Origin of the sequence: Salimicrobium humidisoli (assembly GCF_002295105.1) — a bacterium.
Classification (GTDB): domain Bacteria; phylum Bacillota; class Bacilli; order Bacillales; family Halobacillaceae; genus Salimicrobium; species Salimicrobium humidisoli.
Genome location: NZ_NSGH01000012.1, coordinates 25,782 through 45,956, shown reverse-complemented (window position 1 = coordinate 45,956; position 20,175 = coordinate 25,782). Strand labels below are relative to the sequence as shown.

Genomic DNA, 20,175 nt, shown 5'->3' with positions numbered 1-20,175 from the left:
ATGGAACGGTTACAGGTGAACATCCCCGGCTCCACAGCGTATGAGGTGATGATAGCAGACGGTCTGCGACGCGAACTGAATGAATATATCGCTGACAGCTACAGCAGCATTCTTATCATTGCGGACAGGCATGTGGCGGATTTATATATGGATGATATAAAAACTGCTCTGAAGACACGAGGGAATATTTTTTGTAAAATTATCCCGCCGGGTGAAGGTACGAAAAGCATGGAATGGTACGGTCGTCTTCTTGACTATTGTATCTCGTGCAATATGGATAGAAAATCGCTGATCATAGCCCTCGGCGGAGGAATGACCGGAGATCTGGCCGGTTTCGTTGCTTCCACTTACCTTCGTGGTATTTCCTATATACAAATGCCTACAAGTATTCTCGCCCACGACAGCAGCGTCGGCGGGAAAGTGGCAATCAATCATAAAGCGGGGAAAAATCTGATCGGTGCCTTCCATCATCCGGATAAAGTTCTTTACGATACGGAAATGATCGATTCTTTACCTTTGAAAGAGAAACGCTCGGGATATGGCGAAGTAGTGAAGCATGCACTGCTCAGTGATAAAGGCTGGTTCGATGAACTTATGGATAGGGAATTGACAGAACTTGAAAATCATAAGGCAGCCCGCGACCTTATTCGTGGAATCCGGCTGAAAGCCTCCATCGTCGAGCAGGATGAAAAAGAGGCCGGTATGAGAAAGTATCTGAATCTCGGCCATACACTGGCTCACGCCATCGAGACGGAACTGGATTATGGATCCGTTACACACGGGGAAGCGGTAGTTATCGGAACTGTATTTGCTCTTTTCCTAAGCGGTATGGAAGAAGAACGCAATCGTCTTCTTGTCTGGGCCGATAATAACGGCTACCCGCTTGAAGTAGTCGGTGAACTGGATGAAAGGAAACTACTGGAACACATGAAGCGCGATAAAAAAGCCGAGAGAGGGAAAATCAATTATGTGCTTTTACAGGCAGTCGGCAGCCCTTACGTCTCGCATATAGAAGAAGATGAGCTTCTGCATGCGTTGAAGCAGTTCAAAAATGAGGTGATCGAATGATTCGTGGAATCCGTGGAGCGACTACAGTTGAAACGGACGACGCCACTGAAATCGTGAGCAGGTCGTATGAATTAATGAAAGAGATCGTAGAGGAAAACCGGATTTCGGCAGAGGACGTGACCCAGGTACTTTTCAGCGCCACGGCCGATCTGAACGCTGCATTCCCCGCAAAATCGTTACGGTACCTGGACGGCTGGAAGTACGTGCCGGTCATGTGCATGCGTGAGATCGATGTCCCTGAAGGTTTAAGCAGGTGTATAAGGGTGATGGTAACGGTCAATACGACTGCGGAACAGAAAGAAATTAATCACATTTATCATCACGAGGCGATAAAGCTTCGTCCTGATTTAAAAGAGGAAGGCGGTGCCAAATGAAGACGAAACCGATATTAAATGAAATGACTCCGTATAAACCGGGGAAACAGATTGATGAAGTGAAGAAGGAGTACGGACTTGACAAGATAGTGAAACTGGCTTCTAACGAAAATCCGTTCGGGTTTTCCGGAAAGGTAAAGGAAGAACTTCCGCGGATGCTCGAAAGTTTAGAATACTATCCGGACGGCCATGCCCGGGAAATCAGAGGAGCGGTCTCGGATTTTTATCAAATCGGGGAAGACCAGCTTATTTTCGGGAACGGATCGGATGAAATAGTTCAGATTCTTTGTCGTGCTTTTCTGGAACCGTTGACGAATACGGTGATGGCTGTACCTACGTTCCCCCAATACAAGCACAATGCTCTTCTTGAAGGAGCGGAGGTGCGCGAAGTGGCTCTTACAGAAGACGGGCATCATGACACCGAGACTATGCTGAATAAAGTGGATGATCATACCAGGATACTCTGGCTCTGTTCCCCCAACAACCCGACAGGGGTACTGCTCGGGGAGGAAAAACTGAAAGAGATTATAGATCGTACCCCCTCCCACGTATTGATCGTTATAGATGAAGCTTATTATGAATACGCCGATAAAGAAAAACGGGCATCCTCCCTGGAACTCGTCAATAATCACAAGAACGTAATGGTACTGCGGACGTTTTCCAAAGCTTACGGGCTGGCCGGCCTGCGGATAGGGTACGGCGTAGGCGATCCGGAAACGATTTCCGCGATGGAACCTGCGCGTGAGCCGTTCAATACTTCGGTCGTAGCCCAGAAAGCGGCTGTGCTGGCGCTTGAAGATCAGGAGTTTTTAGAAGATACGGTGGCGCAGACCAGGGAAAATAAGAAAGCGTTTATGGATTTCTGTGACTCCATCGATCTTCGCTACGATGACTCGGAAGCTAACTTTGTACTGATTCATTTACCGATCAGTGGAGATGAAATGTTTGAACACCTGCTGACGAAAGGCTTCATCGTACGTTCCGGAGAAGCTCTCGGTATACCGGGATCGATACGTCTCACTATTGGAAGTGAAGAGGATATGAAAAAAATCCAGGGGTACATTGAAGCGAAGGTGAAGCAGGAGGAAAAGCTATGAATAAAACTGTGGTGGTCGCCGGTCTCGGTCTGATCGGCGGCTCTCTGGCCATGAATATCAAAAAGGAAGGCCACTTCATCTTAGGACATGACGAAGATGTCCAGAGCCTTGAACTGGCTTATCGCCAGGGCGTCATCGATGAGAAGGCGGGGAACCTCTATGAAGCTCTGCCCCGGGCAGATGTTCTGGTTCTCGCGCTGCCTATCACTACTACCGTTCAGGTAATCCGGAATTTGAACGACGTGACTCTTTCCAAAGATCTGCTGGTTACCGATGTCTCGTCAGTGAAAAATGAAGTGATGAAGGAAGCTTCTCTGCTCGCGAACGACCGGATAACATTTATCGGTGGTCATCCGATGTCCGGATCACACAAGAACGGATTTACAGCAGCCAAACCTCACTTATTCGAAAATGCTATTTACGTCCTCTCTCCCGTCAAAGACCGGGATGAGAAAACAAAAGAGCTGCGGGGACTGCTGGAGGCGACGAAAGCCCGTTTCGTAACTCTCTCGCCTCAGGAACATGATGAGATGACCGCCGTAATTTCACATTTTCCGCACCTGATCGCCTCCTCCCTCGTCCAGCAGGCAAAAAAATGGCAGCATACACACCCGGAGTTGAAAAACCTTGCTGCCGGAGGCTTTCGTGATATTACAAGAATCGCTTCGAGTAATCCTCCACTGTGGCAGGATATTTTTTTTCAAAATAAACAGCAGCTCGTGCCAATGCTTGAAGACTGGATCCAGGAAATGACCAGATTGAAAGAATACCTGCAGACCGACTCCAGGGAGGAGACGTTACGTTATCTGACGGAAGCTAAAACTTTCAGGGATGGTCTGCCTGTCAAAGAGAAAGGAGCCATCCCCGGTTTTTATGACATCTTCGTGGATATCTATGATCAGCCGGGAACCATCCATAAAGTGATCGAAGTTCTCGCCGAAGCCGGTATAAGTATTAAGAACATAGAAATACTCGAAATACGTGAAGGCATAACGGGAGTACTCCGTATCAGCTTCCCGACAGGAAAAGAACAGGAGGAGAGCGCCCTCCTTCTGAGGAATAAGAATTATGAGGTAGTGATCGAACAGTAAAATGCGGTATGAAGGGAGAAGATGTATATGAAAAGAAATCCGGCATCAGCGGGTTTATCGGGAGAGGTTACAGTACCCGGAGACAAATCGATCTCACATCGTGCTGTTATATTCGCATCTCTGGCGGAGGGGACTTCCAGAATCCGCGGCTTCCTGGACGCGGAAGATTGTTTAAGGACGGTAGAGGTGTTCAGGGAAATGGGCGTGCAGATCGACCGTGACGGACGAGATCTGACTGTACATGGCAAGGGAGCGGGTGGACTGAAGGAGCCGGAAGCCCCGCTATATTTCGGAAATTCCGGAACGACTGCCAGACTGATGAGCGGTGTGTTGGCCGGGCTTCCGTTATTTACGACAGCGTACGGGGACGAATCTCTCAGCGTGCGCCCCATGGACCGGGTCGTGAAGCCGCTCCGTCAGATGGGTGCCGTTATCGAGGGGAGAGAACAGGGTAAGAAACTTCCTCTTGCTTTCAGCGGAACCGGTTTGAGCGGAATAACTTACGAAATGCCTGTCAAGAGTGCCCAGGTTAAATCTTCCATTCTTCTTGCAGGACTTTTTGCCGAAGGGGTCACAACAGTGATCGAAGCTGCGAAGACGAGGAACCATACGGAAACGATGCTTCCTGAATTCGGAGTGGAAGTTACCAATGACTCCGGTGCTATATCCGTCCGGGGCGGCCAGAAAATGAAAGCTTCGGATGTAGACGTCCCGGGAGATATTTCTTCAGCCGCCTTTTTCATAGTTGCTGCTGCTATCGTTCCCGGGAGTGATGTAACTATTCGAAGAGTGGGTGTCAATGAAACGCGTAACGGCATCATTCAGGCTCTTAAAAAGATGGGTGCCGATATAAATGTGGTAATCACCGACCGGATCGGGGAGGAACCAGTAGCGGACGTTACTGTGAAAAGCAGTGAACTCGAAGGTATTACGGTGGAAGGAGAACTGATCGCCAACCTTATCGATGAAGTCCCTGTTCTTGCCCTGGCCGCAACTCAAGCTGCAGGAACTACGGTCATCAAAGACGCAGGGGAACTGAAAGTGAAGGAGACGGACCGCATACAGGCTGTGTACAACAATCTTTCTTTGATGGGGGCGGATATTACGCCGACAGAGGATGGAATGATCATTAAAGGCGGAACTGCTCTCCGGGGAGCGGAAGTATCTTCGGAAGGGGACCATCGCATAGGTATGATGGAAGCCGTAGCTTCACTCATAGCCGAAGGGGAGACGACTGTTCATCGTCCGGAAGCTATAAACATTTCCTATCCTGACTTCTTTTCGGACCTCGAGCACTTGCTATATAATCGTTAGGAAAAATATCTTCACCGGACGAAAGGTCCCGCGTGAAGATATTTTAATGAGTCTGGATTTTCCTTACTTGAACACAAAGTGACATTCATATATCATTGCTCTGTTAAGGGAGATTGAAACCCGCGGTGCAGAAAGGGTGTAGTTAATGGAAGAGATTCAGAAAGCAGTCCATCAGATGGAGGAAAATAAAACACAGGATGCGCTTGAAACACTGCAGAATTATTTGCCGGAAGCTGATGAAGAAGAGAAATTCACGATAGCTGAACTTTATATACAGTGGGGGATGCTTGAAGAGGCGAAGATGATTTTGAAAGAATTTCTTCAGCAGTATCCGAAGGAGCAGGAGATCATCGTTATGCTGGCGGAAATCCACATCGATCTTGAGGAAGACATGGAAGCAGTCGACCTTTTAAATAAAATAGAACCCGAGGATGAAATGTATCTCCAGGCTCTCATGCAGGTCGCTGATCTTTATCAGTCTCAGGGTCTGTTCGAGGTGGCTGAAAGTAAACTTCTGACAGCGAAACATTATGATCCGAACGAACCGGTGATCGACTTCGCTTTAGGAGAACTCGCTTTTTCGAACGGTGAATATAATAAGAGTATCCCCTATTATGAAAACGCGATGGAACACTCCCGGGTCATCGGAGATATCGAAGTAGCGACCCGGCTCGGGGAAGCTTATGCAGCTACAGGCGGATTCGAAGTAGCCCTTGAGTACTTTCAGGAAGTGGAAGAGGAAAACCCCGATGTGCAGTTCCGGTACGGGTTCATAGCCAACAAGGCAGGGAGAAACGACATTACCATTCAGGTATGGGAAGATCTTCTTAAAAAAGATCCATATTATCAATCCGTTTACCCGCTTCTGGCCAGAGTCTATGAAGAGGAAGGGATGGCTGCCGAAGCACTGGAGAAAGCGCGGGAAGGCCTTACGAAAGATGAGTATAATAAGGATCTATACTACATGACCGGTTTCCTTTCCTACAAACAGGGAGACAAAGAAGCTGCTTATCGGGCGATGAGAGAAGCGGTTGCCATAGACCCGGGTTATAAAGAGGCGGTGCTGTTCCTCCTTGAACGGTATAAAGAGGAAGAAGACTATGAAAGCGTCATACTCCTCCTTGAAGATATTCAAAAGACGGGAGAAGTGGACCCGCTCTATGACTGGGAACTCGCCCAGGCAAGCAGGGAAGAGGAAAACTTCGAGAAATCCTCCGGTTATTATGCCAATGCTTATTTATCTTTTAAAGAAGACGTGGAATTCCTTGAGGACTACGGCTATTTCCTTGTTGAAAACGGCCAGAAAGAAGAAGCTGTGTCTGTATTCAAAGAGTATCTGGCTCTTGAACCTTCGAACACCGAAATTGAAGAATTCATCGAAAGGCTGGAAGCATAATTCCTGGAAGCCGGAAATAAAATATAATTACTTTTCAAACTGTGAATCAGAAAGTATACTGGTAAATACAGTGTTAAAAAAACAGGGGACTTCATCCACGCCCCTGTTTTTACTTCTGTCCGGCCAGGGCATGGCAATGTTATTCGGGGGGGTGTAATGATGAAATGGGCAAAAAAAGATCTTGAACAATTCGTAAAAGAAAAAGAATATATCGACACCCTTTTTATTCCATTGATACCAATTCATACCTCTATTGACGAAAAGATGACCGGTTCCGGTTTCCAGGCGGAACTGACGAATCTGTTCTCAAGAATCATTGAAGAGCAGTTCAGGGGAAGGATTGTGCTGGCTCCGGATTATTATTATATAGCCGGAAACGCGGAAGCCGAAGTGGATCGAGTGAACAACTGGATAGACTCTTTCACCGAAAAACCTTTCTCTTACGTCTTTTTGTTCAGTTTTGACAGAAACTGGAGAAAATCGGAGAGTGACCTTCGTGGTGAACTTCTCTGGTTCCCCGGCCTGCGGCACGGAGATTTACAGTCCACGGAGACGCAGTCGTTCGTCAAGGAACAGGCGAAAGAAATCGTGGAGATTATTAAAGAGAGCTGGCAGACGTAATTCTTACGGGTCAGTTGATAATTTATTGACCGTACAGGCTTTTTACGCTATCATGGTAGTGTCTTAGTAAAGTATTTTTAATATCCATGAAACATCGGGTCAGCATAGAGGGGGGAAAAGAATGAGCGAACCAAAGAAAGTATCCCGTCGTCAATTTCTTAACTACACATTAACAGGGCTCGGCGGTTTTATGGCCGCAGGAATGATGGCTCCCATGGTCAGATTTGCCATTGATCCTGTGTTCAAGCCCGCTGCAGCCGGCGATTTCCATTCCGTTGCCGACGTGAAGGAAGTGACGAACGAACCACAGCGTTTTGAGTGGGAAGTGGAACAGGTGGATGCCTGGTATGAATCCACTATTCAGAAAACAGCATGGGTGTACCGGAAAGAAGATGACGAGATCATCGCACTGTCACCTATCTGTACACACCTGGGCTGTACGGTGGACTGGGCCTCGAACGAGGAATATCCAAAACAGTTCTTTTGCCCATGTCACGGCGGACGCTATACGAAAGACGGCGTTAACGTTCCGGGCACGCCTCCGACCGCACCGCTACCGGTTTTTGAAACGAAGGTCGAGGACGGCATGTTGTACTTAGGTGAAGAAATTGCTAGATAAAGGGGGCGTAGTTCATGCTGCAAAAATTATATGATTGGGTCGATGAGCGTGTAGACGTCAACCCGATATGGCGAGATATCGCGGATCACGAAGTACCTGAACACGTGAATCCGGCGTACCACTTCTCGGCGTTTGTTTATTGTTTCGGTGGTCTTACGTTTTTCGTCACCGTGATTCAGATTTTATCAGGTATGTTTTTGACAATGTATTATGTACCTGACATTGAAAATGCTTGGAATTCAGTTTACTATCTGCAAATGGAAGTTGCTCATGGACAAATCGTCCGGGGGATGCACCACTGGGGAGCCAGTGTTGTGACGGTCATGTTATTTTTACATACACTCAGGGTTTTCTTCCAGGGGGCTTACAAGAAACCGCGTGAACTCAACTGGATTGTCGGAGTTCTGTTGTTCTTCGTAATTCTGGGTCTGGGCTTTACCGGATATCTTCTTCCATGGGATAACAAAGCTTATTTTGCTACTCAGGTAGGTCTTGAAATTGCAGCAGCTACACCTGTCATAGGTGATATGCTGAGAACGTTACTCGCAGGTGATCAGTCTATCGTAGGAGCTCAGACACTTACAAGATTCTTTGCGATTCATGTGTTCTTCCTTCCAGCTGTACTATTCGGACTTCTTGGAGCACACTTTATTCTGATAAGAAGACAAGGTATTTCAGGACCGCTATAAATCTTTAGCGAAACAAAGGAGGGAAAGACGTGCATAGAGGAAAAGGAATGAAATTTGTGGGAGATTCCCGTATCAAGGCGAACAAGGAGAGGAACGTCCCGAAAGATTATTCGGAATATCCTGGACGGACGGAAGCCTTCTGGCCTAACTTCCTGCTTAGAGAGTGGTTGACGGGCTCAGTGTTTCTTATAGGGTTTCTTATTTTGGTGGCTGCCCACCCTTCACCTCTCGAGCAGCAGGCCGACCCGACAAACGCAGGGTATATCCCGTTGCCTGACTGGTATTTTCTCTTTATTTACCAGCTGCTTAAATATCAGTTCGCAGGCGGTGAGTACATCGTAATCGGTGCTATCGTCATACCCGGTCTGGCTTTTACAGCTTTACTTCTGGCACCTTTTCTCGATCGTGCGCCGGGACGTACTGTCAATAAGCGTCCGATTGCTGTAGGTTTGATGCTGATCGGAGTAGCTTCGACCATCTGGCTTACATATGAGTCGGTCTCAGAAGTTGACTATCAGGAACGCGGTGAGAAATACGCAGTTGACGTGGAAGCTCAGGAGTCAGAGGTGGAAATCGATACCGAAGCTGCAGGTTATGCGGCATATGAAGCCAACTGTATGCAATGTCACGGCGAACAGCTTCAGGGTTCGGGCAATAACCCTTCGCTCTTGAAAACAGAGAAATCTGTAGATGAAATCAAAGACATCGCTGTTAATGGTATAGGCAGTATGCCTGCTGATATGTTCAGCGGCTCTGATGAAGAACGTCAGCAACTGGCCGAATTCATTAAAGAAACTGCAAAAGCCAACAGTGGAGGCGGCTCTGGCGAGTAACTCCATTGGAACAGAGACATCTTTACAAGTCGTGCTTAATAAGCACGGCTTGTTTTTTTAAAGAAACGTCGCAGAAAATTTCGAAATGATGATAGTTTCTTCGAATAGGAGGCTTTACAGGGTGATAAGACACATAATGCATTCAAGAGCGTTTTTGACCATGCTGCTGCTTGTGAACCTTTTCGGAACGTTGTATGGATATATCTGGTACATACCCCAATTAGTCGAGACTGCTCCGGTTTTTCTTATTTTTGTTCCCGACAGTCCTACGGCCAGTCTGTTTTTCACGATAGCTGTTGCCGGCTGGATTTTGGGTAAACACTTTAAATTAATCGAAGCTCTTGCTCTGGTGACACTCGTGAAGTATGGGGTATGGGCAGTAGCTATGAATCTGCTGTCACTGACAGTCGAGGGGACGCTCCCCTGGACAAGTTATATGCTCATCGTCTCGCACGGCGCCATGGCCCTGCAGGCACTGCTCTATCTCGGTAAATACAAATTCACTTACGTTCACCTCTCTATTGCAGCTGTATGGACGCTTCACAATGACGTGATCGATTACGTATTCGGACAGATGCCGGTATACCCTTCTATCAATCAGTATATGGACGAAATAGGTTACGGCACATTCTGGCTCAGTATAGGGTGCATAGGAGTGGCCTGGCTGGTCGTCAAAGCCGGGAACGGGGATAAACCCAGGGAGAACAATCATGCATCGCCGCTAAGAGATATACAGTGACATACAGCGGGATTTTTTGACTGATGCAAAGTTATAGACACGTTTGAAGAATAAAGGTAAAATTATAAGTGGAAAGTTATAGACGGAAGAGCAAGAGGTAAGGTTATATCTTCCGCTATTCAACCTCCGGAAATCTGTGAAAGACCTTTAGTTACTATGACAGGGGGAAAAGAAAAAAGATGGAATTTCTTATTTACTTTGCAATAATTTTGATTCTGCCTTTATGGGCACAGTCAAAGGTGAAGAGTACGTATAAAAAATACTCTAAAGTCGCTACATCCTCAGGGATGTCCGGGGCTCAGGTAGCACGAAAAATTCTCGATGATAACGGTTTGTACGACGTCGATGTGGAAGAAGTCAAAGGTACACTTACAGATCACTATGATCCGCGGAAGAAAGTGGTCCGTCTGTCTTCCCATAACTATCACTATGCTTCCCAGGCAGGGGCGGCCGTCGCTGCGCACGAAGTGGGACATGCCATCCAGGATGAACAGGAGTATGCGTTCCTGAAGTTCAGGAGTGCTCTGGTGCCGGTAGCCGGGTTCGGTTCAAACATATCCATATTTCTTATTATGGGCGGACTGCTGCTCGGCATGCAGCAGCTGTTCCTGTTCGGGATCATCTTTTTTGCAGCGGCCGTGCTGTTCCAGCTCGTGACGCTTCCGGTGGAATTCGATGCGTCGAACCGGGCGATGACACAGATGATTTCCACTGGGGTCATTAAGAATGATGAAGAAAGAAGTACGAAGAAAGTTCTGAATGCAGCTGCGATGACTTACGTGGCGGGTGCTCTTGTCGCTCTGGCGGAACTTCTCCGGTTCATATTCATGTTTATCGGTATGAACGAAGATTAAAGGAAAGAAGCACTAAAAAAAGTAGCGGAGGCTTTAAGGCCCGCTACTTTTCTTTTTGTATTATGGATCGATCGGGTTCTTATTCTCATCGAGTGTGAAGCCTTCCCCGATTACATCGTGAACGTGGCTGACGGCGACGAAAGCATGAGGATCGATGGTTTCTATAATCTGTTTCATCCGCACAATTTCCAATCGGCCTATAATACAGTACAATACATCCCTTTTTTCACCGGTGAACGTGCCCCGTCCTTCAAGAGTTGTGACACCGCGGTCCATTTCGACGAGTATTTTACTGGCTATCTGTTCACTGTGGTTGGAAATGATTGTTACGCCTCTGGCAGCGTAAGCCCCTTCCTGGATAAAGTCGATCACCCGGGCGCTGATGAACACGGCTACTAATGTATACATCCCGCGAACCGGGTTCAGGTATGTAACGATGGAAGTGAAAATGACGACGGTGTCGAATACGAACATAGCCCTGCCCATACTCCAACCGAGATGTTTGTTGATGAGCCGGGCGATGATATCAACGCCCCCTGTCGTTCCCCCGTAACGGAAAATGATACCGAGACCGACTCCGATGAACACCCCGGCGAACAGCGAGGCCAGGGTAAGATCAGCGGACAGATCGATTACGATCATGTAGGACTGTGCCACCCAGATGAACACGGAAACGGAAACTATGCCGAGAAGAGTGTAATAGAAAGTCTGTTTCCCAAGAGACGTCCATCCAATAAGCAGAATGGGGATGTTAAGGACGATGTTCATAACTCCCGGGTCAAGATCGAACAGGTATAATAAGAGCAGTGTAATTCCGGTGAAGCCACCCTCGCCCAGTTCGTTCTGAATGTTAAAATGTACGAGCCCGAAAGAGAAGATGGCAGATCCCAGTATGATGAATATAATATTTTTCCATTTTAATCCGAGTTTTTTCAAGAAATCACCTCTGTAATATTTTTCTTTTCCTGTTTAATTATAAGGAAAGAGGATAGGACTTACAATAACAGTGGGAAAGATTTGTCAAACAGAGGAGTTTTAGCTACCATTTAAGAAGATGTTTCGAAAGGAGTTCTGAGCTTTGAGTATATCGACTGAAGAAATGCAGGAACGGGTGGACCGCTATATATCGCAATACAAAGAAGGGTATTTTTCCCCGCTGAGCATGCTTGCAAGACTCTCCGAAGAGGTAGGGGAGCTTGCCAGGGAAATCAATCACGTATACGGAGAGAAACCGAAGAAAGATTCGGAAGCGGAAAAGGCTCTGGAAGAAGAACTGGGAGATGTGATGTTTGTTCTTACAAGCTTTGCCAACTCCCTGGATATAGATATATCGGAAGCTTTTGATATGTCTATGAGCAAAATCGAAACGAGAGACAAAGACAGATGGACAAAGAAGGAGGAAGACTGATGATAAATGTAATAGTAGCCGGACCAAGAGGAAAGATGGGCAGTGCCGCCCTTGATATGATCGAAGGTGAAGATAATTTACAGCTTGTCGGATGCATCGACCGGAAAAACGACCAGTCGCGTGTCAAAGACATTGAGGGCCTTCCCCCGTTTGATGCGAAAATTTATGAAGATGCCGAACAATGTCTGAAAGAAACGGATGCAGACGTCCTCATAGATTTGACGACTCCCGAATTCGGGTATAAGCATACGAAAGCATCCCTTGAGCATGGAGTGCGTCCCGTAGTAGGTACGACCGGATTCACAGAGGAGCAGCTTCAGGAAGTCACGGAACTGAGTGAAGAGAAAAAACTGGGCGCCGTCATTGCTCCCAACTTTGCTACCGGTGCTGTACTTATGATGCAGTTTGCCAAATGGGCAGCAAAACATTTTCCGGATGTGGAAATCATTGAAAAGCATCATGATCAGAAACTCGACGCTCCCTCGGGCACTGCTGTCAAAACGGCCCAGCTGATAAAAGAAGTGAGAGAAAAGAAAAGCCAGGGGCACCCGGAGGAAAAAGAGACGATCGAAGGAGCCCGCGGCGCAGATGTGGACGGAATGAAAATTCACAGCATGCGACTTCCGGGTCTCGTAGCCCATCAGGAAGTGGTGTTCGGTGGAGACGGACAGACGCTCACCATCCAGCACGACTCCATGAACCGTGCATCTTTCATGTCCGGCGTGAAACTTTCGTGTGAGAAAGTGATGGAACTGGACACACTCGTTTACGGTTTGGAACATCTGCTGGAATAAACAGAACTGAAAAATAAAAGGTTCACCATCAAATACATCATTACAGGGGAGGAACCACATGCACATTGCACTTGTAGCTCATGACAAAAAGAAGGATGACCTTGTGAATTTTGTGCAGGCGTATCTGCCTGTGCTGGAGAACCATACCCTTTACGCCACAGGGACGACCGGAGCAAGAATTGAAGAGGCTACCGGTCTTGATCTGGTTAAATTCCAGTCCGGACCGCTCGGAGGTGATCAGCAGATCGGTGCAAAAATTGCAGAGGAAGTGATGGACGTCGTAATTTTCTTCCGGGATCCACTGACTGCCCAGCCCCATGAGCCGGACATCAGTGCGCTTTTGCGTCTGTGTGATGTGCACCAGATCCCTCTTTCCACTAACATGGCAGGAGCCGAAATGCTCGTTCATGGTATAAGCAGAGGGGACCTTGATTACCGGCAAATAAAGAAAGAGTCTAAATGAAATTGAAGGTGACGTAGATGTCCAAAATAGGTATTACGTGTTACCCGACCGTGGGCGGGTCCGGGGTATTGGCTACGGAACTCGGGAAGTTCCTTGCTGAAAAGGGACACGAAGTCCATTTTATAACGACGCAGATCCCGTTCCGGTTAAACAAGATATATCCGAACATCTATTTCCATGAAGTGGAAGTGAACAACTATCCGGTCTTTCAGCATCCCCCTTACGATCTGGCTCTTGCCAACAAAATGGCAGAAGTAGCGAAACGGGAGGAACTCGATCTGCTGCACGTCCATTATGCGATGCCTCATGCAGTATGTGCTATTCTGGCTAAGCAGATGTGCAGCGAACTGGATCTTAAAGTTATTACTACACTTCACGGAACAGATATCACCGTGCTCGGCATTGACGATAATTTGAAACAGCTCATCAAATTCGGAATCGAGAAGTCGGATGCGGTAACAGCCGTTTCCAACAGTCTTGTAGATCAGACGAGAAGAATGCTGGATACGGAAAAAGACATGCACGTCGTCCATAATTTCGTGGACGAGCGGGAATACCAACACGTAGACTCGCGCAATCTGAAACAGCAGTTTAACATTGGGGAAGACGAAAAGGTCGTTATCCACGTCTCTAATTTCCGCAAGGTGAAACGGGTGGAAGACGTAGTCCGCTCTTTTCATCTGATACAGCAGGAAATCACTGCAAAACTTGTTCTGGTCGGAGACGGCCCCGAATTCAACAAGGTGTATAACCTGGTGGAGCAGCTTGGCATAGAAGAGAAAGTACTGTTTGTAGGGAAACAGGAACGTGTACAGGAGCTTTTGTCGATTGCAGATGTAAAGCTTTTGTTAAGCGAGAAAGAGAGCTTCGGTCTCGTATTGCTTGAAGCTATGGCATGCGGAGTCCCCTGCATAGGAACGGATACAGGGGGAATCCCCGAAGTTATAGAAGATGGTGTGGACGGTTATATCGTAGAGGTTCAGGACATAGAACAGGTGAAGGAAAAAGCGCTTCGGATACTGAAAGATGCTCAGCTCAGTCGTTCGTTTTCCGAAAACGCCGTCCGGGCGGTAAGTGAGAAGTTTTCAGCAGAGAAAATCGTTAAACAGTACGAAAAGCTGTATGAGCAGGTGTTGCACAGTGAACTTTAAAGAGCACGCGTTGTTCGGTCCGGCCATAGAAGTGATTTCCGCCATCGAGAATCACGGGGGAGAAGCTTTTATGGTTGGCGGCTGCGTAAGAGACTTCCTTCTGGGGCAGGAAGTAAAAGATGTAGACATAGCAACCTCCCTTCGCCCCGAAGAAATCATGAACATTTTCGATAAAGTCATCCCTGTCGGAATAGAGCATGGTACTGTAATCGTCAGACAAAGATCCCTTTCATTCGAGGTGACGACTTACAGAATGGAAGAGGACTACGAAGATTACAGACACCCGAGTCAGGTGTATTTCGTTTCATCGATAGAACAGGATCTGTCGCGCAGGGATTTCACTATGAATGCGATGGCTATGACTTCCGGAGGTAAGCTGATCGATCCTTTCTCCGGGGAGGAAGCGATCCGGGAAAAGAAGATAGAGACGGTGGGAAGCCCCTCGGACCGTTTTGAGGAAGATCCGTTACGGATGATGAGAGCGCTGAGATTTTCCTCCCAACTCGGGTTTACAGTCAGTCCTTCCGTGCTGGAAGTGATAAAAGAAAAAAGCTCTTTGCTGCAGCACCTGTCCGTGGAAAGATTAGCTGCGGAGTTCGAAAAGACGGTTGCAGGCCCGTGGTACCGTAAAGGGTTGAATTATCTCGCCGGGACAGGAGTGTTTGCACATCTTCCGGTATTCTGCACCTGCACGGATGCGGCCGGGCGGTTACCCTTAGTAAGATTGCGGGATTGGAGCGAGATGCTCAGTTTTTACCATCAGCAGATCCCCGGGGTACCAGTGGAAGATTGGGGCAGAAAGTGGAAACTTTCAAACAGTACGAAGAAGAAGGCCCGAAATATTTCCGGAGCGGTGCAGATGTATAAAGAGCGGGGCCTTGGGGATTATCTGCTTTACACTCTTGGGGGAGCCGACTTGTACAGCTGGGTAAACGTAATGAGAAGTCTGGGATATGAAATGGAGACGGACCCGGTCGAACGATACCGGTCACTTCCGATCCATTCCCGGTCGGAGCTCCATCTTGATACGGAAGAACTGCTGCAGCTGTTCCCGGAACGAAAGAAAGGAAAATGGATCGGCGAATATTTAAATGCTCTTGTGCAGAGTGTGGTGGAAGGAAATTGTGTAAACGAGAAGGATGAGTTGATAAAATGGATAATAGAACTGGATCGACAAAGACAAGGCTGATAAGCCTGTTGAAGGAAAGTGGAGGGTATTTATCAGGTCAGAAGCTGGCTGAGAAGCTCAACGTCTCGAGAACAGCTATATGGAAGAATATCAAAGAACTGGAAAAAGAGGGGTTTACTTTCGAAGCTGTTAAGAAAAAGGGATACAGGCTGAAAGACGAAGCGGACGACATGCCTCCTTCCTTCGTTCAATCTGCTCTTACTACTGAAGAAATCGGCCATCCCCTGTTTCACTTTAAAGAAGTCACCTCCACTCAGGAAAAGATACATACATTAGCGAAAGAAGGGAAACCTCACGGCACTGTCGTATTAGCGGATGAACAGACAGCCGGGAAAGGGAGACGTAAAAGGGTATGGGATTCTCCGAAGGGAAGCGGGGTCTGGATGAGTCTGCTTCTGAGACCTTCATTTTCCCCGCAGAGAGCTCCCCAGGTTACGATCGTGGCTGCTTCGGCCCTGGTGAAAGCGCTGCGGAATTTTGGTATCAGTGCTACGATCAAATGGCCGAATGATGTTATGATAGGAGACAGAAAAGTAAGTGGTATTCTGACGGAAATGAGAGCTGAACAGGATTTCGTCGAATACATCGTTCTCGGTCTCGGGGTGAATATCAACCAGAGGGAGGAAGACCTTCCGGAAAATCTCAGGGAGAAAGCTACTTCTATTCAAAGAGAAACCGGTAATAAAACTTCGATAGGCGAAGTGGCCGTTGCTGTGCTTCATGAATTTGAACAGGAATATGAGCGATTTATAGAAGAAGGCTTCACCTGTTTTGAAAATGACTTCTCGACTATCGGTTATAAAGTGGGAGAGTGGGTGCAGGTGTCTACGTGGAAAGAGCCATGGCTTGCGAGAATTGATAAGATAGAAGCTGACGGAGCGCTGTCGGTAACAGATGAATCAGGAAAAAGAGAGCGTCTTTATTCAGCTGAAATATTGTGGAATAAACACTATTAAGTTTTTCCGGAAAGAAGTGGTAAACGTGAGTACCTATGCGATCATTGACCTGGAGACCACCGGCAATTCTTCGGGTCGCGGAGATAAAATCATAGAAATAGGAATAGTAGTAATGGAGAGCGATAAGGTAACAGAGGAATTTTCGACTTTTATATACCCTGAAGCTGAAATTCCGCCGTTTATCAGTAATCTGACCGGAATTACGGATGACCATGTCATGGATGCCCCGCTCTTCTCGGAAATCGTTCCCGATCTGAAGAGACTTCTTCGTCAGGACTACGTAATAGCACATAATATCGATTTCGATCTCACTTTCATAAACGATGCTCTGGCTCAGCTCGGAGAAGATCAGATTTCCGCGAAGGTGATCGATACGGTGGAACTTTCGAGAGTATTAATGCCCAAAGCTTCCGGTCATAAACTGTCGGAACTTTCGGAGTCCCTTGAATTGTCGCATGATCAGCCCCACCGCGCCATTTCGGATGCCCGTGTGACCGCGGAATTGTGGAAAGTACTTCAGGCTAAATTGAGGGATCTCCCGGAAAAGACGCTACTGTACCTGCTGAAGCTTTCAGCGGCTTTCAAAAGTGATCTAACTCTCATACTCGAAGATCTTCTGACTGAAAGAAGATATGAAGGGAGCAAACCTGCCGATAATAAATATGAACTGTGGGAAGGCGTTCCTGTACTGAAACTGTCCTCCCGGGAGAAGGATGATCGAGGGAAACGTCTGCCTCCCGCATGGGAAGAGTGGCTACAGTTTCTTTTTGAAGAGCCGGAGGGCCTCGGCAGTATTATAAAGTCATACCGCTCCCGGAAAGAACAGAAGAAAATGGCCGAATCCATCCATCAGTCTTTGCATGAGAAGGAATCCGCTTTTATAGAAGCCGGTGCCGGTATAGGAAAATCGATGGCCTACGTAACAGCCGCTGTACATACAGCTGTCGAGAAAAAGGAGCCGGTACTGATTTCCACCCACACAAATACGCTCCAGTCCCAGCTGGCTCAAAAAGAATTACCGTTCCTTTCAAGGATCAGTCCGGTCCCTTTCACCTTTGCCACTCTGAAAGGGAGCGAGCATTATTTAAGCCTCGCCCACTTCCGGTATGAACTAGAATATGGGACGCTCCATAACTATGACGATGTACTGACGAAAGCGATGCTGCTCGTATGGGTGCTCGAAACCGAAACAGGTGATATCGAGGAAATACAGATGCCTTCCAACGGTTATAAATTCTGGCGCAAAGTGTCGGCAGATCAGAAAGGAAAAGAAATAGCGCTGTCCATGGGAAACTATTCCTATTATCACAAAGCTTACGAGAAAGCGGCATACGCCGATATTATCGTAACGACGCATGCTCTGTTCTGTTATGATCTCCTGAAAGAAGAGGAATTTATTCCTTCGTGCCGATATGCTATTATTGATGAAGCGCATCATTTAAACAGCGTAGCAGCCAAATACTTCGGCTCACGTCTGTACTACCCGTCCGTGCAGCAGCTGTTCTCCCAGTGGAAAGAAATTTTCGAACCGTCCTACTATCAGAATGTGACGATGAACAAAGAAAAAAAGCAGGAACTTTTAAAATATTGCACTCTCCATATCGATAATGCCAAATCTGAGTGGGCAGAGCTGTCTTCGTATTTTTCTTCTTACGCCGTGAAAAACCGTCCTGCGGTTTCATCGGATACCGGCAAAGTGATATTCGACTTTTACAATCTCGGATCCGGAAAGTTTTTGAGAATCATCTCTGATATGTGCGAGCGTCTGCTGAAAGAATTGAATCAGCTGATCCGGGGGACAGAAGCACTTATGAATGAACTGCTTATGCAATTACAGACGAATGAGAACCCGGACCTTGCCATTCTTATTACCCGTCTTGATTATCAGATCGGGTACTATAAGGAACTGACTGAAGAAATCGATTCTATATTCCTTAAAAACACGGAAAATCCGGTATGGGCGGAATTCGATCTTAAACATCCCCAGGGGACGCTGACGCTGGAAAGTGAAAGCCATATGCATACACGCGTTTTGTCGGAACGGGTGCACACCAAAAAGGACAGTATCATATTCACGAGTGCTACTCTCGCGGCCCAGGGGTCGTTTCAATTCGTGAAGAAACAGCTTGGCATGGAGTCGGTGGAGAAGGAAGAAATCATTCCTTCTCCCTACGATTACGAGCACCAGATGAAGGTGGTCGTCCCCACGGACATACCTTCCATTAAGAAGAAGGGGAACGGGTTCCTTTATGCCATCAGTGAGATGATCTTTTCCCTGGCTTTGAAAACGAACGGCAGAATGCTCGTTTTATTCACTTCCTACTCTATGTTAAAAAACGTTTATTACCTGCTGAGGGAATTCCAAGAGTCCTCCCGTTATCAGCTGATCGCCCAGGGGGTTACGAGTGGCAGCAGGGATCGGCTTAAAAAGGATTTCCAGGCACTTGATTCATCCATACTCCTTGGAACGAACACTTTTTGGGAAGGAGTGGACATTCCCGGAGAAGACTTGAGCTGTCTCGTGATGGTGAGACTGCCTTTCGATCCTCCTGCCCATCCCGGTCAGCAGAAGGAAGAGATGCTCTGGAGCCGTGAAGGGGAGAATCCGTTTATGGATCTGACCCTTCCGAAAGCGGTTATCCGTTTCAAACAGGGAGTGGGACGCCTCATCCGCAGTGAAAACGACAGAGGGCTTCTGGTCATTCTCGATAAGCGGATACTCGAAGCGAACTACGGCCGGTATTTCATAGAAGCGCTGCCTGTTACCAGGGTGCATGAAGTCGAATCCAGAGAGCTGCTGGAGAAGTTCGACGATTATCTTCCCGCACCCGGTACCGAACCGGCGGAGGGGGAAGGACATCATGAATAAACAGACCCTCGTAGCAAGCATCGAAACGGTTTACAATGAGGACCTGTATAAAGTTATCGATTATCTGAATAAGAAATTCAAGAAAAATAATATTATAATCGGTCTTTCTCTGAAAGAGTCCGGAACAGCGGTGATAAAATTTTATGAAGGGTAAACATCTGTGGTGGATTGCCGGAAGTCTTGCAGCGATACTCCTCGGTTTGATGATACTGTATATCAGTGTCTATAACATACTTGAAGAAAGACGTACCGAGGGGGCGGACACTGCACTGAAAACCGTGCAGAAGAAGGCAGGAGATGTGAAAGTCGTGGAGAATTATACTTTCAACAGCTCTGCGCCGTTTGAGATACTCTTTACTACGAGCAACGATAAAGATATGATCTATTATGTAAACAAAAAAAGCGGCACCATAGCTGACCGGATAGATAAGAAAGATTTTGTGCCGAGAGAAGAAATTGTGGACAGGTGGGAGGACAGTTGCCGGAACTGTTCATTTACTCACATCCAGCCTGCTTACAAAGACGGTACCCCCTCCTGGGAGGTCACTTTTACCGATCAGGAAGGAAGGTATGGTCTTGCTTACTTCGACGGAGAGACAGGGGAAGAGTTTCAGAGATTCGCTTTTAAAAAAAATGAGTAGAAAAGGGGT

The 20,175-nt window shown here is 47.2% G+C and carries 22 protein-coding genes; 21 read left to right on the top strand and 1 reads right to left on the bottom strand.

The window, feature by feature from the left end; genetic code table 11:
* From aroB to CKW00_RS08655, 12 genes are all read left to right on the top strand, one after another.
* Positions 1-1,068 carry a 3-dehydroquinate synthase gene (gene aroB / locus CKW00_RS08710; RefSeq protein ID WP_095822265.1) on the top strand — a complete coding sequence of 356 codons (1,068 nt, stop codon included), beginning with the start codon at positions 1-3 and terminating at the stop codon, positions 1,066-1,068.
* The gene (gene aroH, locus CKW00_RS08705; protein ID WP_095822264.1) at positions 1,065-1,442 is read left to right on the top strand and encodes a chorismate mutase; all 378 of its coding nucleotides are present in this window, start codon (positions 1,065-1,067) and stop codon (positions 1,440-1,442) included. The genes aroB and aroH overlap by 4 nt, the downstream gene beginning before the upstream one ends.
* Complete coding sequence (gene hisC, locus CKW00_RS08700; protein WP_095822263.1) at positions 1,439-2,539, top strand: histidinol-phosphate transaminase; 1,101 nt, start codon at positions 1,439-1,441, stop codon at positions 2,537-2,539. Before aroH ends, hisC begins: the two co-directional genes overlap by 4 nt.
* The gene (locus CKW00_RS08695; RefSeq protein ID WP_095822262.1) at positions 2,536-3,630 is read left to right on the top strand and encodes a prephenate dehydrogenase; all 1,095 of its coding nucleotides are present in this window, start codon (positions 2,536-2,538) and stop codon (positions 3,628-3,630) included. The genes hisC and CKW00_RS08695 overlap by 4 nt, the downstream gene beginning before the upstream one ends.
* 27 nt (positions 3,631-3,657) lie before the next feature.
* Positions 3,658-4,944: a 3-phosphoshikimate 1-carboxyvinyltransferase gene (gene aroA / locus CKW00_RS08690; protein WP_095822261.1), complete on the top strand. Its 1,287-nt coding sequence runs from the start codon at positions 3,658-3,660 to the stop codon at positions 4,942-4,944.
* Between the two features lie 145 nt (positions 4,945-5,089).
* Positions 5,090-6,340, top strand: a complete 1,251-nt coding sequence (locus CKW00_RS08685) for a tetratricopeptide repeat protein (protein WP_095822260.1) — start codon at positions 5,090-5,092, stop codon at positions 6,338-6,340.
* 159 nt (positions 6,341-6,499) lie between these two features.
* Entirely contained in the window at positions 6,500-6,961 is a 462-nt protein-coding gene (locus CKW00_RS08680; RefSeq protein ID WP_095822259.1) for a DUF2487 family protein, read from the top strand.
* Positions 6,962-7,082: 121 nt separating this feature from the next.
* Complete coding sequence (locus CKW00_RS08675; protein ID WP_095822258.1) at positions 7,083-7,580, top strand: QcrA and Rieske domain-containing protein; 498 nt, start codon at positions 7,083-7,085, stop codon at positions 7,578-7,580.
* A gap of 14 nt (positions 7,581-7,594) precedes the next feature.
* A complete protein-coding gene (gene qcrB, locus CKW00_RS08670; RefSeq protein WP_008587523.1) occupies positions 7,595-8,269 on the top strand; it encodes a menaquinol-cytochrome c reductase cytochrome b subunit in 675 nt (224 codons plus the stop codon).
* A gap of 29 nt (positions 8,270-8,298) precedes the next feature.
* Complete coding sequence (locus tag CKW00_RS08665; protein WP_095822257.1) at positions 8,299-9,102, top strand: menaquinol-cytochrome c reductase cytochrome b/c subunit; 804 nt, start codon at positions 8,299-8,301, stop codon at positions 9,100-9,102.
* An 88-nt stretch (positions 9,103-9,190) separates the two neighbouring features.
* The gene (gene lhaT / locus CKW00_RS08660; protein ID WP_180962652.1) at positions 9,191-9,841 is read left to right on the top strand and encodes a lipoprotein heptaprenylglyceryl N-acetyltransferase LhaT; all 651 of its coding nucleotides are present in this window, start codon (positions 9,191-9,193) and stop codon (positions 9,839-9,841) included.
* A gap of 179 nt (positions 9,842-10,020) precedes the next feature.
* The gene (locus CKW00_RS08655; RefSeq protein WP_095822255.1) at positions 10,021-10,695 is read left to right on the top strand and encodes a zinc metallopeptidase; all 675 of its coding nucleotides are present in this window, start codon (positions 10,021-10,023) and stop codon (positions 10,693-10,695) included.
* Between the two features lie 60 nt (positions 10,696-10,755).
* Here the strand turns inward: CKW00_RS08655 and CKW00_RS08650 are convergent, their stop codons facing one another.
* Positions 10,756-11,631, bottom strand: coding sequence for a YitT family protein (locus CKW00_RS08650; RefSeq protein ID WP_095822254.1), 876 nt, complete (start codon positions 11,629-11,631; stop codon positions 10,756-10,758).
* Between the two features lie 163 nt (positions 11,632-11,794).
* Here CKW00_RS08650 and CKW00_RS08645 point away from each other — a divergent pair, with 163 nt between their 5' ends.
* Genes CKW00_RS08645 through CKW00_RS08605 form a run of 9 tightly spaced genes read left to right on the top strand, consistent with a single transcriptional unit; the run spans position 11,795 to position 20,166 of the window.
* The gene (locus CKW00_RS08645; RefSeq protein WP_095822306.1) at positions 11,795-12,103 is read left to right on the top strand and encodes a nucleotide pyrophosphohydrolase; all 309 of its coding nucleotides are present in this window, start codon (positions 11,795-11,797) and stop codon (positions 12,101-12,103) included.
* Positions 12,103-12,897 carry a 4-hydroxy-tetrahydrodipicolinate reductase gene (dapB, locus tag CKW00_RS08640; RefSeq protein ID WP_095822253.1) on the top strand — a complete coding sequence of 265 codons (795 nt, stop codon included), beginning with the start codon at positions 12,103-12,105 and terminating at the stop codon, positions 12,895-12,897. The genes CKW00_RS08645 and dapB overlap by 1 nt, the downstream gene beginning before the upstream one ends.
* Before the next feature lie 58 nt (positions 12,898-12,955).
* Complete coding sequence (gene mgsA, locus CKW00_RS08635; RefSeq protein WP_095822252.1) at positions 12,956-13,360, top strand: methylglyoxal synthase; 405 nt, start codon at positions 12,956-12,958, stop codon at positions 13,358-13,360.
* A 17-nt stretch (positions 13,361-13,377) separates the two neighbouring features.
* A complete protein-coding gene (bshA, locus tag CKW00_RS08630) occupies positions 13,378-14,511 on the top strand; it encodes an N-acetyl-alpha-D-glucosaminyl L-malate synthase BshA (protein ID WP_095822251.1) in 1,134 nt (377 codons plus the stop codon).
* Positions 14,501-15,700, top strand: a complete 1,200-nt coding sequence (locus CKW00_RS08625; protein ID WP_158221302.1) for a CCA tRNA nucleotidyltransferase — start codon at positions 14,501-14,503, stop codon at positions 15,698-15,700. The genes bshA and CKW00_RS08625 overlap by 11 nt, the downstream gene beginning before the upstream one ends.
* Complete coding sequence (locus CKW00_RS08620) at positions 15,664-16,656, top strand: biotin--[acetyl-CoA-carboxylase] ligase (RefSeq protein WP_095822249.1); 993 nt, start codon at positions 15,664-15,666, stop codon at positions 16,654-16,656. The genes CKW00_RS08625 and CKW00_RS08620 overlap by 37 nt, the downstream gene beginning before the upstream one ends.
* A gap of 25 nt (positions 16,657-16,681) precedes the next feature.
* Complete coding sequence (dinG, locus tag CKW00_RS08615; protein WP_158221301.1) at positions 16,682-19,525, top strand: ATP-dependent DNA helicase DinG; 2,844 nt, start codon at positions 16,682-16,684, stop codon at positions 19,523-19,525.
* Positions 19,518-19,679 (top strand): DUF4264 family protein, encoded by a 162-nt coding sequence (locus CKW00_RS08610; RefSeq protein WP_095822247.1) that lies wholly within the window; start codon positions 19,518-19,520, stop codon positions 19,677-19,679. The genes dinG and CKW00_RS08610 overlap by 8 nt, the downstream gene beginning before the upstream one ends.
* The gene (locus CKW00_RS08605) at positions 19,669-20,166 is read left to right on the top strand and encodes a hypothetical protein (RefSeq protein ID WP_095822246.1); all 498 of its coding nucleotides are present in this window, start codon (positions 19,669-19,671) and stop codon (positions 20,164-20,166) included. Before CKW00_RS08610 ends, CKW00_RS08605 begins: the two co-directional genes overlap by 11 nt.
* Positions 20,167-20,175: the final 9 nt, after the last annotated feature.